The sequence below is a fragment of the Mesomycoplasma moatsii genome (assembly GCF_045276915.1).
Classification (GTDB): Bacteria; Bacillota_I; Bacilli_A; order Mycoplasmatales; family Metamycoplasmataceae; genus UBA710.
In genome coordinates, this window is sequence record NZ_CP174166.1 from 129,167 (window position 1) to 145,644 (window position 16,478).

13 protein-coding genes are annotated in these 16,478 nt (G+C 24.7%); 7 read left to right on the forward strand and 6 right to left on the reverse strand.

The genetic code is table 4. The features are described from left to right. The first annotated feature begins 67 nt into the window (after positions 1-67). The gene (locus ACJA28_RS00645) at positions 68-898 is read left to right on the forward strand and encodes a hypothetical protein (protein WP_022935148.1); all 831 of its coding nucleotides are present in this window, start codon (positions 68-70) and stop codon (positions 896-898) included. Positions 899-909: 11 nt separating this feature from the next. Here the strand turns inward: ACJA28_RS00645 and ACJA28_RS00650 are convergent, their stop codons facing one another. The 5 genes from ACJA28_RS00650 to metK all read right to left on the reverse strand — a co-directional run bounded on the left by ACJA28_RS00650 (position 910) and on the right by metK (position 7,495). Continuing rightward, positions 910-2,484 (reverse strand): bifunctional UDP-sugar hydrolase/5'-nucleotidase, encoded by a 1,575-nt coding sequence (locus tag ACJA28_RS00650; protein ID WP_022935147.1) that lies wholly within the window; start codon positions 2,482-2,484, stop codon positions 910-912. Positions 2,485-2,609: 125 nt separating this feature from the next. Further along, positions 2,610-5,222, reverse strand: a complete 2,613-nt coding sequence (locus ACJA28_RS00655) for a hypothetical protein (protein WP_406602214.1) — start codon at positions 5,220-5,222, stop codon at positions 2,610-2,612. Positions 5,223-5,375: 153 nt separating this feature from the next. Next, positions 5,376-5,987: a hypothetical protein gene (locus ACJA28_RS00660; RefSeq protein WP_406602215.1), complete on the reverse strand. Its 612-nt coding sequence runs from the start codon at positions 5,985-5,987 to the stop codon at positions 5,376-5,378. A 38-nt stretch (positions 5,988-6,025) separates the two neighbouring features. Beyond that, a complete protein-coding gene (locus ACJA28_RS00665) occupies positions 6,026-6,151 on the reverse strand; it encodes a hypothetical protein (RefSeq protein ID WP_406602216.1) in 126 nt (41 codons plus the stop codon). 204 nt (positions 6,152-6,355) lie between these two features. After that, complete coding sequence (gene metK, locus ACJA28_RS00670; protein WP_022935703.1) at positions 6,356-7,495, reverse strand: methionine adenosyltransferase; 1,140 nt, start codon at positions 7,493-7,495, stop codon at positions 6,356-6,358. Positions 7,496-7,572: 77 nt separating this feature from the next. On the opposite strand from metK, the gene ACJA28_RS00675 reads away from it, so the two are divergent. After that, on the forward strand, positions 7,573-7,989 hold the full coding sequence (locus tag ACJA28_RS00675; RefSeq protein WP_022935702.1) for a CinA family protein: 417 nt from the start codon (positions 7,573-7,575) through the stop codon (positions 7,987-7,989). On the opposite strand, the gene ACJA28_RS00680 is transcribed toward ACJA28_RS00675, so the two are convergent. After that, a complete protein-coding gene (locus tag ACJA28_RS00680; protein WP_406602217.1) occupies positions 7,986-11,114 on the reverse strand; it encodes a hypothetical protein in 3,129 nt (1,042 codons plus the stop codon). The two genes, ACJA28_RS00675 and ACJA28_RS00680, sit on opposite strands and share 4 nt — an antisense overlap. Before the next feature lie 107 nt (positions 11,115-11,221). Between ACJA28_RS00680 and ACJA28_RS00685 the strand changes: the two genes are divergently transcribed. From ACJA28_RS00685 to ACJA28_RS00705, 5 genes are read left to right on the forward strand one after another with little or no spacing between them, the layout of a single operon-like run. After that, positions 11,222-12,361 (forward strand): PstS family phosphate ABC transporter substrate-binding protein, encoded by a 1,140-nt coding sequence (locus ACJA28_RS00685; RefSeq protein ID WP_022935550.1) that lies wholly within the window; start codon positions 11,222-11,224, stop codon positions 12,359-12,361. Positions 12,362-12,363: 2 nt separating this feature from the next. After that, positions 12,364-14,334, forward strand: coding sequence for a phosphate ABC transporter permease PstA (gene pstA / locus ACJA28_RS00690; RefSeq protein WP_022935551.1), 1,971 nt, complete (start codon positions 12,364-12,366; stop codon positions 14,332-14,334). Between the two features lie 43 nt (positions 14,335-14,377). After that, entirely contained in the window at positions 14,378-14,821 is a 444-nt protein-coding gene (locus tag ACJA28_RS00695; RefSeq protein WP_022935552.1) for a hypothetical protein, read from the forward strand. Positions 14,822-14,843: 22 nt separating this feature from the next. Next, positions 14,844-15,629, forward strand: a complete 786-nt coding sequence (locus ACJA28_RS00700; protein ID WP_022935553.1) for a Nif3-like dinuclear metal center hexameric protein — start codon at positions 14,844-14,846, stop codon at positions 15,627-15,629. A gap of 2 nt (positions 15,630-15,631) precedes the next feature. After that, entirely contained in the window at positions 15,632-16,477 is an 846-nt protein-coding gene (locus tag ACJA28_RS00705) for a deoxyribonuclease IV (RefSeq protein ID WP_022935554.1), read from the forward strand. Position 16,478 lies beyond the last annotated feature (1 nt).

Consider the following 16,478-nt stretch of genomic DNA (forward strand, 5'->3'; position numbering starts at 1 on the left):
ATTAATAAAAGATAAAATTTAAATAGTAAAAATTATTAAAATATAAATCAAGCAGGAAAATTAAAAAATGGATGTTTATAAATTTAGCATTAATAACAAAAGTAATTTAAATGATTTTAAAAAAGGGTCAACATTATTATTAGGTGAATTTGAGGTTTTTCATAAAGGTCATAATGAATTACTTAAAAAAGCTAGAGATATTAGTAAAAATGAAAAAATAGGAATTTTGTTAATTGAAAATTATGAAAAAAAAATATTACAAACTTTAGAAAATAAGTTAGATAATTTAGCAAATTTAAATTTTGATTTTGTAATTATTGCTCAATTTAATTTTGAATTTAAATCAATTGAAGGCAATATATTTATTCGTTATTTAGATGAAAATTTTAATGTCAAAAATTATGTTGTAGGTAGCGATTTTAAATTTGGTAAAGATCGAAAATTTTCAGCTGTGGATTTAAAAAAAATTACAAAATCAAATGTAGAAATTGTTGATATTTTAAAAATTAATGAAATAAAAATATCTTCTAGTGATATAAAGCAAATGCATGAATTTGGTGAATATAATTTAATTTCTAATTTGGTTATTAATCCTTTAGTTTTTGATGTTGAAATAGATAATAAGGCCATTAAATGAGACGATAAAATAGTTAAACCCCATTTTGGTAATTATTATTTTCAAATATTAATCGATGATTATTGATATCATGGATTAATAAATTTTTCAATTAATAACGATATTAATTATTACTTAGTAAATTATGATAAAAATAAAGAAATATTTAATCAAAAATCTAAAATAAAAATTTTAAATATTGAAAGAATTATTACAAATAATCGATTTGATAAAATAGATGAAAATGATATCAAAAAAACTATCGAATATTTTTCTGTCTAATTTATTATTTGTTAATAAATTAATCTCTTATTAGGAAATTCTATCGAATATTTTTCTTTTAAAGATTTATCATTAAAAACAATTTTTAGATATTCTTCAGCATATTCTTTTATTCAATTTGACTTTTCTGTTTTAACTAGAGTTGTTCCTGAATTTGACTGACGGACATCTAATCAATTGTAACCATCTCCTCCTCCTTCTAAAATAAAGTCTGTTGTAGTAAATTTGTATTTTTTAGATGGATTAATTTCTTCGTATTTGTTTGTTTGATAATTAAAAATCAAAAATTGATTTGTAAGTTTATTGATAATAATTTGTGATGAAACTTGTAGCATAGATCCTTGTCCTATTTTGGATAAAGAATATTTAAATGAATTTATAATGTTTTCTCCTGTAGTTTCTGCAACTTTTAATCTATTTAAAAAAGGTAAAACATTATAAACGTCTCTTTTAGTTATTGTTCCAGAATTTAACGATGTTCTTATACAACCCGAATTCACTATAGCAAAATCTAAATCAGCTACTATTTGTTTGGAAAAATAATAGAACGCATCAGCAATAAAATCACCTAAATTAGTTTCTTTAAAACGAATATTACTCCGTTCTCCATTTAGTACAAAAGGAATATCAACAATATATTTTCCAAATTCATTTTCTTCTTTAATTTTTAAATCATTTATTAGATTTTCAATCAAAGATGGAACTAAATAGTTTGGATTTGTTAATTCTTCATAGTCAATTAATTGAGTATTAAAATTTTCGATAAATCCTGTTTCTTTATTAAAATCAAATGTTGATTTTCTAATCGTTTTTAAATATTCTCCTGTTTGAACAATGTAAGTGTTATAAACTTTTGCGTAATATTCTGTGTGGGAATGACCATCAACAATTAAATCGATATCATCTTTAAAGTTTTTTGCTAAGTTAATTGCATCATTTTCGCCTAAATGACCAACTATAACAATAAAATTAATTCCTTGTTTTTTAAAATAGTTTATTTCTTTTCTAACTTCGCTAACAATATCATTAAATTGTAATCCATGAATATTGTCGATAAAAGTAGTTGTTGATGTTTCTGGTGTGGTTACCCCTATTAGTCCCACTTTTAAATCGTCTTTTAAAATTTTTATTCTGGAAGATTCAAATATTTTTTGATTATTAGAACTATTCATAATGTTAGAACTAAGAAATGGAATAATATTTTGATTAATATTTAACAGATTGTTTAAGCCAAAATCAAATTCATGATTACCTACCGCAATAGCATCATATTTCATTTCTTTAGCAATTTTTGCAATAGTATTTCCTTGGTCAAAATCATTTAATGAAGTTCCTTGAATTAAATCTCCTGCATCTAATAATAAATCGTAATTTTGCTTTTTTAAATAAGCAGCAACATTTTGAATTCCTGCAGTTTTTTGTTTTTTATCTTCAATTAATCTTCCATGAATATCGTTTGTAGAAAACAAAGTTATTTGACTATTTTTTGTATTTATTAATGGTTTTTGAGAGCAAGATAAAGCTAATAACGGAATTGTTAATGAAAAAATAGAAAAAATTAACATGCTTTTTAGTCTAAATTTCATAATCATCACCTCTTCAACTAACATTCTAAAAACTCGTGCTTTTTGAAATTGTATTTAAAGGTTATATTTTTATAACAAATTATTAATTTTTGAAATTTTTATTTAACAAAAAAATATTAATTGAATTAATGTTTTAATTTTTTATTTTTAGATTTTATGAACATAAAAGTAATAATACCAATAGTTAAAACTCCACCAATAACTAACAAAATTCCACCAATAATTTGTGCTAAATTAGATGTTTTGTTATTTTCTTTTTTAAATCCATTTATATTAGTTTTAAAATCTTTTTCAGTTGAACCAAGTTGTCCATTTTTGTCTGCTCAAGTATTAACTTTTAATTTAAAAGTAACAATTAAACTGTTGTTAGAAATTAATATATTTAAATCAATAATTTCATTTATATTTTGTAAATTTAAATAACCAGTAAAGAATTTATTTTTATTATTTAAAATAAATTGATTTGTAATTCTATTTTGTGCTTCTTGAATACTAAGATTATTTAGTCCTAAACTTAAAGCTTGGATTGGACTAATTATCTTAGTTTCTTCGTTTTGAATTTCTTGTTTAAAATTAAAAATATAAGTTTCAAATTTTACTTTTTTATTAATTAAATTACCTTTTACATCATAAGCAGAATTTTCGCTTAATTCAATTTCTAAATTAATTCTTTTTTGAACTTTATCAATTTCTTTTTTGCTTATTTTAATTTTTGAAACATTATTAATTTCATAGTTTCCACTAAAAAAATTATTTAAATTATTAAAAATGAATAATTCATCAATTAAATCAATTGATTCATTAATTGTTTTGTTGTTAAGATCAATTGTAATTGCATTAATTGGATTAACTATTTTGGTTTGAATTGCAGTTTTAAAACCTGATAGAACAACGTTGTTCAATGAAAATTCTTGTTGTATATTTCCATTTTGTAACGCTTTAGAATTTATGATTTTTATATTAGCATTAATTGTTCCTATTAAATTATTTGGTTCATTAAATACAATCTCAATATCGTTAATATCTAATGGAGAATAAACATTTTCAATATTATTTATTATTGAATTTTTTATAAGTTCTAAATTATTTTCATATTGTGAAGGCAAAATATTTTCTACATTAGTTAGTTGTGGATTAATTGATGTAGTTCTATCATCTGCTTTAAAGCCAATAAATTTAATTGTAAAATTTTTAGGTTCTACTTCTTCTAATAGTCCTTTATCGTTGTAGTATTTATCAATTGAAAAAGTTATAGTTATTGTTCCTTCAGAATTAGCAACATTTTTTTCTATAATAGAGACAATATTTGAAAGTTCAAAATCTGTAGGCAATGTATTATTAAATATTTCATTTCTTTTATCAAAAATTATTCTTTTTATTTCATCATTGTTTTTTGATAAAGAAAAATCAAGAGCACTTATATTAGACATTCCTAAATTTGTTTGAATAATTGCAGAAGTAGGATTAGCAACTTTTAAACCTGTAAGTGTTACTGAGCAAACTCTAAATTCTGAATTTCAATTATTTTTTAATTCTTCTGAAGAAATTGTTCTTAAATTACCAGTTTCATTATACTTAATAGTTACATATAGATCAAAAGTAGCTTGATCTTGTTTTAGATTTTCTATATTAGGGTTAATGTAAAATAACGCATCATCTCTTACATTTACCATTTTTAAATTTTGTACTAGAAATGATGAATAATATCAAGGATTAGAATTTATTTTATATTTTTCCGTTAAATATTGTTCATTGATTTCATCAATAGGTTTTTCTTCATTGCTCATATCAATTTCAATATTTTTATTTTTTGCTTCTGTATAATATCCATAAGTTGATGGATTTTGCGTATTTAATCCACGATCTTTTTGGTTAATAATAATTCCATTATTTGAACCATTTTTCATAAACATGACGTTTAAGTTAAATATTGTACTATCGTTATTATTGTCATTATGATACTCTAAAACAGGAATTCCAAAAGCTCCTTGGTTAAGTCCTAAACGATAATTTTGTGAAATATCAACACTAGTACTAAAGTTACTATAGTAGGTTGAATTTGATGCATTTACTGCTTCATCATCAGTTTGCATATATATTCTTCAGCGACTATTATTTAGAGTTTTTGTGGGATTAAAAGTATCATTACCTCAAGATGTAGGGTTATTAATTACTGCGGTAAAACGGCCATCATAACCTTTAGATGCATCTTGAATTCTTTGATCATATCCTTCTAAAAGTAAGGGCGATGCAGTAGTATTTTTAATTCCTTTTGCAGCAATTACGCTATTATCAAAATATCCACCTCAAGTTTCAGTTCATAAATTATTTCTTCAAGGACCTGAAGTTCCCGAAAATTGTTGTCCTCCACACCAAACTGAAGTGGTAATTAATTGACCATTTTTATGAAAATTATTTGAATTTCCAAATGCATCATAACCACCAAATGCATTAAGCGCAAATGTAACTTTCATATCAGAAGTATCATAATTGTAACTAAATGCAGCACCAGAAATATTCGATCTTACTGCTTCGGATATAATAGCTGAAGAACTTCCAGATCAGAAATTTCCATCAGCACTACTCCCAGGATTTTTAATACCTTTTGAAGCAAAATATTCTTTGTTATCTTCTTGAACTAAATATTCTACTTCAATTCATGAACCCGTACTTCCTTTTCTTAGCATCAGTAAAACTGCATGAATTTTATCACCATAAATTCATGAACCCATTCCCATAATAGCTTGATATCTATCGGTATAATGGTATTTAAATTTTCTATTTTGTACTGATTTATCTTTTACAGAATATTCAAAAATCTTATCAGAACCTTAACTACCAAGATTATTATTATCTGTATGTAACTTTGGATAAATTAGATAACTAGTAACTTAAGCATTATCGCCATCAGATGTTGATGTTTTATAAATTGGTGATAATCCTCACGTATCATTTCTAAAAGTATTACCATCATAAGTATAAGTGTTAACAACTTTATCTTCTCATGTTGTAAATTCTCGTCCATCTGTTTTTGATGAAATATTTGGATACTTACAAACTTTAATCCTTACACTGTCTCCTGCATTTCTTTTTTCATCAGTGTATAAAACTACTAATGTATCTTCATAAGGAGTGTATTCTGTAGCTAAAACATTATAGCCACTACCATAATTAGAATATCACAACACTTTATTTGGATCGTTTTTATCAATACAAATTAGTTGATTATTTTTATTTATTGTGACATATCCATTAGGAACTGGTTTAGTTACGTTTGGAGTGCTATTGTAAATTTCAGTTTGATTTAAATTTTTTCCAATAATAAAAGAATCGTGACTAGTTAGTCCAAAACCATCGTTTTGAACAGCACGACTAGCATTATTTTGATTAATGGATGATCCTGATTGATCTAATTTTAGAGCACCAATTCCTGCAATTACACCAGCAGAACCAATTAAAAGCGAAGTTCCTAAACCCAATAACTTTTTAGTGCTTTTTTTCATAACAAACCTCTTTCTTAATTAAACTCTTAAGTAAATTTTTATAAAACAACTCCAAATAAAATTGCTAATGTTGCTACAGTTAAACCTAGAATAATTCCTGAAATTAATAATCATTTTAATACCGGTCTAGCTGATAGTTTTATTTGTTTTAGTTGAATGTTCATTTGATTATTCAAGTAAAAGTTAAATTGATTTTAATGTATAAAAATTTTGTTTGTTGTTTTATAAAAACTAATTATATATCTCAAAATAAAAAAAAAAAAAAAGCACAAGATTGCTTTATATATTTGATTAAAAATTGTCTAATCAACCAAAATATTATTAATAAAAAATATTTTTAAAATAATTAAAAATACAAATATACAAAATTATTTTTTTAATAATTTTTTAATTGATGCAACTTTATTTAATTTTTCTCAAGGCAAATCTAAATCTTCTCTTCCAAAATGACCATAAAATGATGTTTGATAATAAATTGGTTTTTTTAGATCTAAAGATTTGATAATTCCATAAGGTGATAAATCAAAAACATTATTAATAATATTAATTATTTCTTTATTAGAAAATTTAGAAGTATTGAATGTTTCAACATCAATTGAAATTGGTTTTGTTAAACCAATTCCATATGATAATTGAATTTCTATTTGATCTGCAATGCCAGCAGCAACTAAGTTTTTAGCAACTCATCTTGCAGCATAAGCAGCTGAACGGTCTACTTTTGTATAATCTTTACCACTAAAAGCGCCCCCACCATGTCTTGCTGCTCCACCATAAGTATCAACAATTATTTTTCTGCCTGTTAATCCAGTATCTCCTATAGGACCGCCAATTAAAAATTTGCCAGAAGGATTTATGAATGTTTTGTATTGGTAATTTATTTTTGGAAAAAATTTTTTAATTGTTGGTTGAACAACTTTTTCTTTTATTTTAGATTCAAATTTTTTAGAATCAATATTTTTATCGTGTTGAATTGACATTAATACTGTATGTATTTTTATTTCTTTAGGATTAGTATAATCAATAGTTACTTGAGATTTCATATCCGATTTTATTTCATGATCTTTTTTTCTAAGTTCTTCACATTTTTTAACTAATTCATGAGCAATAGTGATTGGTAAGGGCATATAATTTTTTGTTTCATTTGTCGCGTAACCAAACATAATCCCTTGATCACCAGCCCCTATTTCTTTTGAGTTTTTTTTATCAACAGCTTGATTAATATCAAGAGATTGAGAGTGAACATTTGAAAGAATTGAAAAATCATTTTCAGAGTAACCAAGTTTTAATATAACTTCTCAAGCAAGTTTTACTATATCAACATAAGTTTTGGTTGTTAATTCTCCTCCAACAATAATTAAACGGTTGGTTGCCATTACTTCAATAGCAACTCTAGCGTTTGGATCTTTTTCCAAAACAGCATCAAGAATTTTGTCTGAAATTTGATCACAGATTTTATCTGGGTGCCCTCTTCCAACTGACTCAGAAGTAAATAATCCTTTAAGCTTCATAATAGTGCTACCTACCTTCTCTTTGTTTTTATATTACAAAATATTAACTATTTTTTATAAAATAAAAATAAGTTTTTATGAAGATTAGTCAAAAAAAAATTACAATAGCCTCAGTCGAATCATTTACAGGTGGTTTATTTGCATCAGAAATTATTAAAACTCCAGGAGCAAGCAAATATTTTAAAGGAGCATTAGTTACATATTGAAATGAAATAAAAGAAAAATTAGGTATTGATACTTCTAAAGGTGTAATTAATAAAAAGGTTGTTTTAGAAATGGCTATTAAAGGAAAAGATTTTTTTGATGTTGATTATTGTATTGCTTTTAGTGGCAATGCAGGACCAGAAGCAATGGAAAATAAACCAATAGGATTAGTTTTTATTGCGATTAATGACAAGGTTTATGAATTAAATTTTGGAGCAATAGAGCGTAATTTAATTAGACAAAAATCAGTTGATTTTGCAATTGAAAAATTAGAAGAAATATTAAATTAATTATTTTTTTTATTTTTCTTAGATTTTATAAACATAAAAGTAACAATACCTATAGTTAAAACCCCTCCAATAACCAACAAAATTCCTCCAATAATTTGTGCTAAATTAGATGTTTTTTTATTTTCTTCTTTAAACCCACTTATATTAGTTTTAAAATCTTTTTCGATTGAACCAAGTTGTCCATTTTCATCATATCAAGTATTAGCTTTTAACTTGAATGATACAACCAAACTATTATTTTGAATTGAAACTTCTAAGTTTAAAATTTCATTAGCATTATTTAGTTGTATATCTCCATTAAAGAATTTATCTTTATTCATAACTATAAACTCTTCATTAATTTTTTCTTTTGCTTTATTAATATTTAAATCAAATAATCCTAATTGAATAGCTTTAATATTTGGAATAATGTTAGTTGTTTCTTTTTTTATTTTAAAACCTGATAGAACAACGTTGTTTAATGAAAATTCTTGTTGTATATTTCCATTTTGTAACGCTTTAGAATTTATGATTTTTATATTAGCATTAATTGTTCCTATTAAATCATTTGGTTCATTGAATGTAACCTCAATATCATTAATATCTAATGGAGAATAAACATTTTCAATATTATTTATTATTGAATTTTTTATAAGTTCTAAATTATTTTCATATTGTGAAGGCAAAATATTTTCTACATTAGTTAGTTGTGGATTAATTGATGTAGTTCTATCATCTGCTTTAAAACCAATAAACTTAATTGTAAAATTTTTAGGTTCTACTTCTTCTAATAGTCCTTTATCGTTGTAGTATTTATCAATTGAAAAAGTTATAGTTATTGTTCCTTCAGAATTAGCAACATTTTTTTCTATAATAGAGACAATATTTGAAAGTTCAAAATCTGTAGGCAATGTATTATTAAATATTTCATTTCTTTTATCAAAAATTATTCTTTTTATTTCATCATTGTTTTTTGATAAAGAAAAATCAAGAGCACTTATATTAGACATTCCTAAATTTGTTTGAATAATTGCAGAAGTAGGATTAGCAACTTTTAAACCTGTAAGTGTTACTGAGCAAACTCTAAATTCTGAATTTCAATTATTTTTTAAGTCTTCTGAAGAAATTGTTCTTAAATTACCAGTTTCATTATACTTAATAGTTACATATAGATCAAAAGTAGCTTGACCCCTTCTTGCATCTATATTTATATTAGGATTTATGTAAAATAAAGCGTCATCTCTTACATTTGACATTCCTAAATCATTAGATAAGAATGATGAATTATTTCAAGGTGTAGATTCTATTGCATATTTTTCTGTTAAATATTGATGGTTAATTTCATTAATAAATTTTCCTTCGTTACTAATATCAATTTCGATAGTTTCACTTTTTGTTTTTGTAAAGTAACCGTATGATGCAACAGAAGTAGCAGCAATTGTTCCTCTGTTTTTTTGATTAATAAATAAACCTTCTTGTGTTCCGTTTCTTAAAACGAAAATGTTTTTATCAAAAATTGATGTACTTAAACTACTATCATCATATTGAATTACTGGAACATCATAAGCATTTTGATATCAACCTGTACCATTTTGGTCATTATAATTTCCGCCTTTTAAAGTTGTGTAAATATTAGAATTTGATCTGTCAAAACTTTTGTTATAAGCTTGCATGTAAATTCTTGCAAAACTTTCGTTTGATGTAGGGCTCAAATCATATTGTCTATTATAATCAATTGGTTGTGTAATTACACCTATAAAGCCACCATTACCTGCTTCTGAATTATATGATGAATCTCAACTACTATCTCAGCCTTTAGCAATAAATGGGTTTGATCAATTTGTATTAACAGTCAACCCTTTTGCAATGGTGGGAGAAGTAAAAAAATTACCAGATCATACTTCTGTAGCAATGCTAGGTCAATTTTGTCCATCTATTTTTCAATTTCTCCATAGTGGAACATATCTATTTTCTGTAAGAGCAGATTGATTAAAATTTAAACCTGTTATAAAAAAACCTGAAGCTCGGTGTATGCCTTTTGTTTTATTTCCTCCCAAATTATCAGCAAAAGCTACTTGCACTTCTTTTGTGTTTTGATCATAACTTGTACTTACACTAGTAATAGAACTTTGTATAGCGTTAGAAATGAAACTGATGCTATCATCATCTGTTTCACCTAAAAATCCATCACCAAAAATTCCGGCATCAGATGATAATTGTTGGAACATTTTGTTACCTTCTCATTTTCAGGCATCTACATAATGTTCTACACCTACTCATGTTGGTTTATCTTTATAAACTGATGAATGTCTTTTTGTAAAATGAAGAGTATGTAACTGATTTCTATAATCAAAAGCAGCAATAGCTTGTGTTATATGTCATTCTCCTGGATAAGTTACAACATTTTGACCGGTAAAATCTTTGTTTGTTCCAGAACCTGTTTTATCTAAAGATGTTGAAGTAATAGTGTTATCTTGATTTAACTTGATTCTAAGCATTCTTACATTGTTATTAAAAGTTGAAAAACCTCTGCTATAAACTAGAAAATCAGTTACAACTCCTGTTTCTTTGTAAATTGGTGCAAGCGATCACGAAAGCGGTTTTATATTTCTATATCACAAACTACCGTTGTAGCGATAAATTTGATATTTTGGTGTACTTGGTCCAATTTTCTCGCCAGTTTCAATAGTTGAAATATTATTGTATGCTTTTACAAAAACAAGATAAGCATCTGAGGCATTAGGATCTTGTTCAACTTGAAGAACAACTAAAGAATCATTGTATGGAGTATACTCAATAGCAGCAACGTTATAGTTCTCACTTGATCATCAAAGTTGATTAGTTGGATCGTCTTTATCAACACAAACTAATGAGCCATTATTATCAATAAAAACATAACCATTTGGTACAGCTTTAAAATTATTTTGATTATTTAGACTTACTGTGTTTGAATTATTTTTACCATTAACTAAAAAAGTCGATCTATTTGTTAAATTTCATGTATTGCTATTAGTTAATTTTTGTAAATTTGAAAAAATATGTTTGTTGTTATTAGCTACAATTTGAGAAATAATAACTATTGAAGTAGAAGTTATCACTAGCGATAATAAAGTATTAGCCAACGCAATTTTTGTTCTCTTTTTCATAAGACTTAAATTATATATCTTGAAATAAAAAAAAAAAAAAAAGAGCGGAAAATTTTGCTTTATCTAAAGTAAAATATTAGGTAAAATTTTATTTACAAATTTTATTTATGAGATCACTAAATAAAAAAATTTTAAAAATTGGATTACCAATTATTGGAGTTGCTACTTTTGCAACAATAATTACATGTGTAAGTGGCGCGTTGGTAAGTATGCCAATTGTAAGTATGGGAGGATCTACAGCTGTTTTACCTTTAATTAATTCCTTGGCTAATGTTTATAACGATATTGATATTGTTACTTCAGCTGGTGGTTCGGGTGCAGGTATTAATGCTATTGTTGATGGAACAAAAGAAATAGGTATGGCTTCTAAAAATCCAGGAATTAATTTATCAGAAGATGCTGTAAAAAAAGATAAAAAATCAAAGGCATGAAAAGATAAAAATATTAAAACTTTAACAATAGCTTGAGATGGTATTGGAATAATTTATAAATCAAAAGACAATATTTCTATTGATATTAACGAAAATAATATAGCTAAAATTTATCATGCTTTTAGTGGATTAAAAACATATACATTGGGCGAAATTGCAAATAATGAAAATAAGACAAAAATAACTCCTTTCGCTAGAAATGGTGGCTCAAATGTTTCAGGAACTGCTGATGCTTTTTTAAATGATTCTCATTTAAAAATTAATTGAAATGACATAGATGAAAAAGAAGTAAAAGACATTTTAAAAAATGGTGCTTATAAAAGCAATGTAATCCAAACAGCTGAAGCTAATTCGCAAGCTTGAAATAGAGTAAAAGATGGACCAGAAGGATCGATGATTTATTTATCTGCAGGTTTTATATTGAATAATTTATCTGAAATTGAAAAAAAAGGTTTTAAAGTTGCAACTTACAATGGAATAAAAATGAAAGATGATCAAGGACAAATTAAAATTACAGAAGGATACGACTGATATCGTCCTTTTAATTTAATTTATTCAATTAACCAAATTAAAAATAATAAGAAAATAAAAAATATGTTAACTTGGATATTTGATGGAATAGAAAACAATACAAATGATGGTGTTGCAACTAAAATTATTCTTGAAGAAGGATATATTCCACTAAAAAAAGAACAATTAGAAATGATGATTAATACAAAAGAAGGAGCCTCATTAAAAGATGAATGAATGGTGGATCCATTAAATGCTGATATTAGACTTGGTTATTGTGGAGCAGGAGAAGCCCCTAAAAGTTAATTATGAAAAAAATTGAAAATCAGTATAAATTAAATAAAATTGCCAAGTGAACTTCTTTAACTTTTTCATTATTCATGATTTTGTTATTTGTTGTTTTAGTTATTTTTATTTTTATTTTTGCAATTCAAGGTTTTGTTAATTTTGGTATTGTTAATATTTTATTTAGTGGCAAATTTGATGCAAGTAAGGATCAATATTCATTTTGAATTCCATTTAGTATAACTATTCTAACTTCACTTATCGCACTAATAATTGCAGTACCAATTGGGATTAGAGTAGCATTATTTACTAAATATCGTTTACCAAAAAATTATCGAAAATCAGTTTTGGTAATTTTTCAAGTTCTTAGTGGAATACCATCTGTTATTTTTGGTTTATTTGCCGAACAATCATTAGGAAAGATATGAAATACTTTATTTGGAATTAGTCCAAATTCAATTTTTAATGGTTCTATTATGCTTTGTTTTATGGTTATCCCAACAATTGTAACAATGACTTTAGATGCTTTAAACAATATTGAAGATACTTTAATCAATAATCCATTAGCTTTAGGAAATACAAAAACAAGAGCAATTTATAAAGTAGCAAAAAAAGCAGCAAAACCAGAAATTGTAGTTGCTGTTATTCTTGCTATATCTAGAGCTATTGGAGAATCAATGGCTGTATCAATGATTTTACAAGCCCAACCTTCTTCAGCTATCTACACAAATGGTTTTGGATCATTTCTAAACTCTTCATCACAAACACTAGGAGCGTTTATTTCTACAGCAATGTTTGCAGATAAAGATCCCGAAAAAATAAGACCCCTTCTATATACATTTGGTTTTTTAATGCTTTTAACTTCAATGATTTTAAATTTATTTATTCTTTCGTTTTCAAGAAAAAGAAACAAAAAAAATAAATCTTGATTTTACAGATTTGAACAAAATCTTTATGAGTATGTATCATGAATACCTTTGCAATTTAAAATTATTTGAGAAAGAATAATTTTTAAATCTAAAAATGTTATTTCAGTTAATAATGTAGACGAAGTACCAAAATATATTAGAGATCGAAATATAAATTATAAATTTCAAAACGTTTATCCGATTTGAAAGATTTTTTGAGAAATTTTTTTCACTTTAATTTGCTTTTCTTTTGTATGTTGAATTGTTGGAGACATTATTTTTAATGGAATATTAGGAATAAATGAAGAACCAAAATTATTTTTCTTATATTCAAAAAATTCAACAACACAATCTTTAATCAACACATTCTTAATTATTTTTATCTGTTTAGTTATTGGTTTCCCATTGTCACTACTTGTTGCAATTTATCTAAATGAATTTTCAATCAATAAAACATTTAAAAAAGTTATTTTATTCTTTTTAGATTCTTTAGGAACAACTCCTTCTATTATTTTTGGTATGTTTGGATTGTTATTGTTCATCCAAACATTTGGTTGATCTTCTAATGGTGTTTATGGCAATTCTTTAATAGCCGGAGCTTTAACATTAATCATTGTCATTATTCCTTCGTTCACAAGATTGTTAGAACAATCATTAAAAAATGTTCCTAAAGAAATTAGATTAAATTCTTTCGCTTTAGGTAACACAAGATTACAAACAATTTGAAAATTAGTATTACCAATGGCTTTAATTTCAATTACTACTTCAATTATTTCAACAATAGGAAGAATTTTTTCTGAGACCGCTCCATTGTACTTAACTGCTGGTCTTTCATCATCGAAATATTCAATGTTGAATCGCCCTGGGACCACGTTAACAACGCAAATTTATGCGCAAATTTTTTCTCCAAATTCTAATGCCATAGATATCCAATATCAAGCAGCATTTATGACAATTATCTTCATTCTTTGTTTGATATTAGTTGGTTATGTTCTAATTCCAAATAGAAAAAAAATAAAAAATTGAATCCAAAATTTCAAAATATCTTTAATAAAACCAAAAAATCAAGATAATATTGCACTTTAATGATATGTCCATGTCTAAATGATATAATTAGGAAAGATAAAGTATGAGTTTTTTAAAAAAACGTAAAGAAAAAAAGTTAAATAATTTTGAAACTAAATTAAAAAATAAAAAATTTAGTTCTACAGAAATAAATAGTTTAATCCCAATATACAAAAAGGTTGTTAGTTTATCAAATATTTTTATTAGCAACATAATTATGTTTGTTGTTTCAATTTTGCTCATCGTTTTAGCAACATCATTAAAAAATTCAAATTTATATGAATACAAAGAAATAATAATATGAGTTTTTAGTATAGTTTCAGGAGTTCTTGTTATTGTTTCTTTTGTTCTTACATTACTACTTTTATTTCAAGTATTAACATGTTCAATCGTCGAAGTTAGAAAAAAGGTTTTAATTTGAGCAATTTTATCTATTATTCCTCTGATAAGTTTTATTACCTTATTTATTATGAAATGAAAAGTTTCACATATTTATAGATATAGATAAATAAAACTTTTATAATTCTCTTATGTTAGAAATAAATGAAAAACAATTAATAAGTTTTTTAGAAAAAAAATATCCATATCAAAAAGCAGAAAAGTGAGATTTTGTTGGTTACTCGTTAAAAAGAAAAATTAAAAATGATAAGTTAAATAAAATTCTTTTATGTTTAGATGTTAATAAATTTTCTATTAATAAAGCAATTACTGAAAAAGTGAATCTAATTATTTCATTTCATCCTTTTTGTTTTGCTTCAAATTGAGAAGATATATTTAAATATGATTTAACAAAGAAAGAATTAATTAAAATGTTAGAAAAAAATAAAATATCCGTTTATTCAATTCACACAAATTTTGATCAAGATAAAAAAGGAACTAAATATTGATTTATTAAAAAATTAGGTTTAGATAATAAGATAATTAAAAATTATAAATTTGCTTCAATTTTACTATTTGAAAAATCTTTTGGAGATTTAGTTGATCTTTTAAAAAATAAATTAAATTTAAATTTTATTTTATCAAATTATTCACTAAGTAAGAATAAAATAATTAATAAGATTTATTTATGTCCAGGTGCAGGGGATATATATGAATTTATTAAAAAGAATAAAAAAGACAAAGTTGATATTTTAATTACTTCTGATATTAAATGAAATGAACAACAAGTTCTAAATTCAAATAATATTGATTTTATTCAAATTTCACATAAAACCGAAGATGTTTTTGTTGAAGGAATGTTTGAAATTATCAAGGAAAAATTTCCAAATTTAAAAATTGTTAAGTTTATTCAAAATGATTTTATTAAAGGATATTAAATATGTTAAAAATCGGTTCTCACATTTCTTTTAAATCTCCAAATTATTTAATAGATAGCATTAGTGAAAGTATTGAAAATAATGCAAATACTATGATGATTTATTTAGGTCCACCACAGAGTACTAAAAGAGTTGATCCTTCTAAATTTAAAATAGAAGAATATCAAAAAAAATATCAAAGTGTAATAAAGCCTGAAGATATTATTATTCACGCCCCTTATATTATTAATTTAGCAAATAGAAATAAATCGACTTTTGCAAAAGAATTTTTAATATCTGAAATTAAAAAAATGAATTTAATTGGTGCTAAATATCTAGTTTTACATCCTGGAGCAAAATTAGACCAAAATTTAGAATGGACATTAGATCATCTTGCAAAAAATATTAAAGATATTTTAGAAAAAACAACTAATGTATCTATTATTTTAGAAACAATGGCAGGTAAAGGATCTGAGATAGGAAAAACATTAGAAGAATTAAAAATATTAATAGATAAAATAGATAGTGATCGAATAGGAATATGTTTAGATACGTGTCATTTATGAGATGGTGGTTATGATATTAAAAATGATTTTGAATCTAATGAAGGAAAGTGTTTTATCACCCAATTAGAAAAAATGGATTTATTAAAAAAAGTTAAAGTCATTCATTTAAATGATTCAAAAAATGAATTAGGTTCTCATAAAGATCGTCATGCAAACATTGGTCAAGGCTTTATTGGTTTAAAAGCATTAAGAAATTTTGCAAATCATTCTAGATTTAAAAATATTCCTATTATTTTAGAAACTCCATATATAGAAAACAAATCTCCATATAAGGAAGAAATAAAATTAATTAAAGGAGAATAAA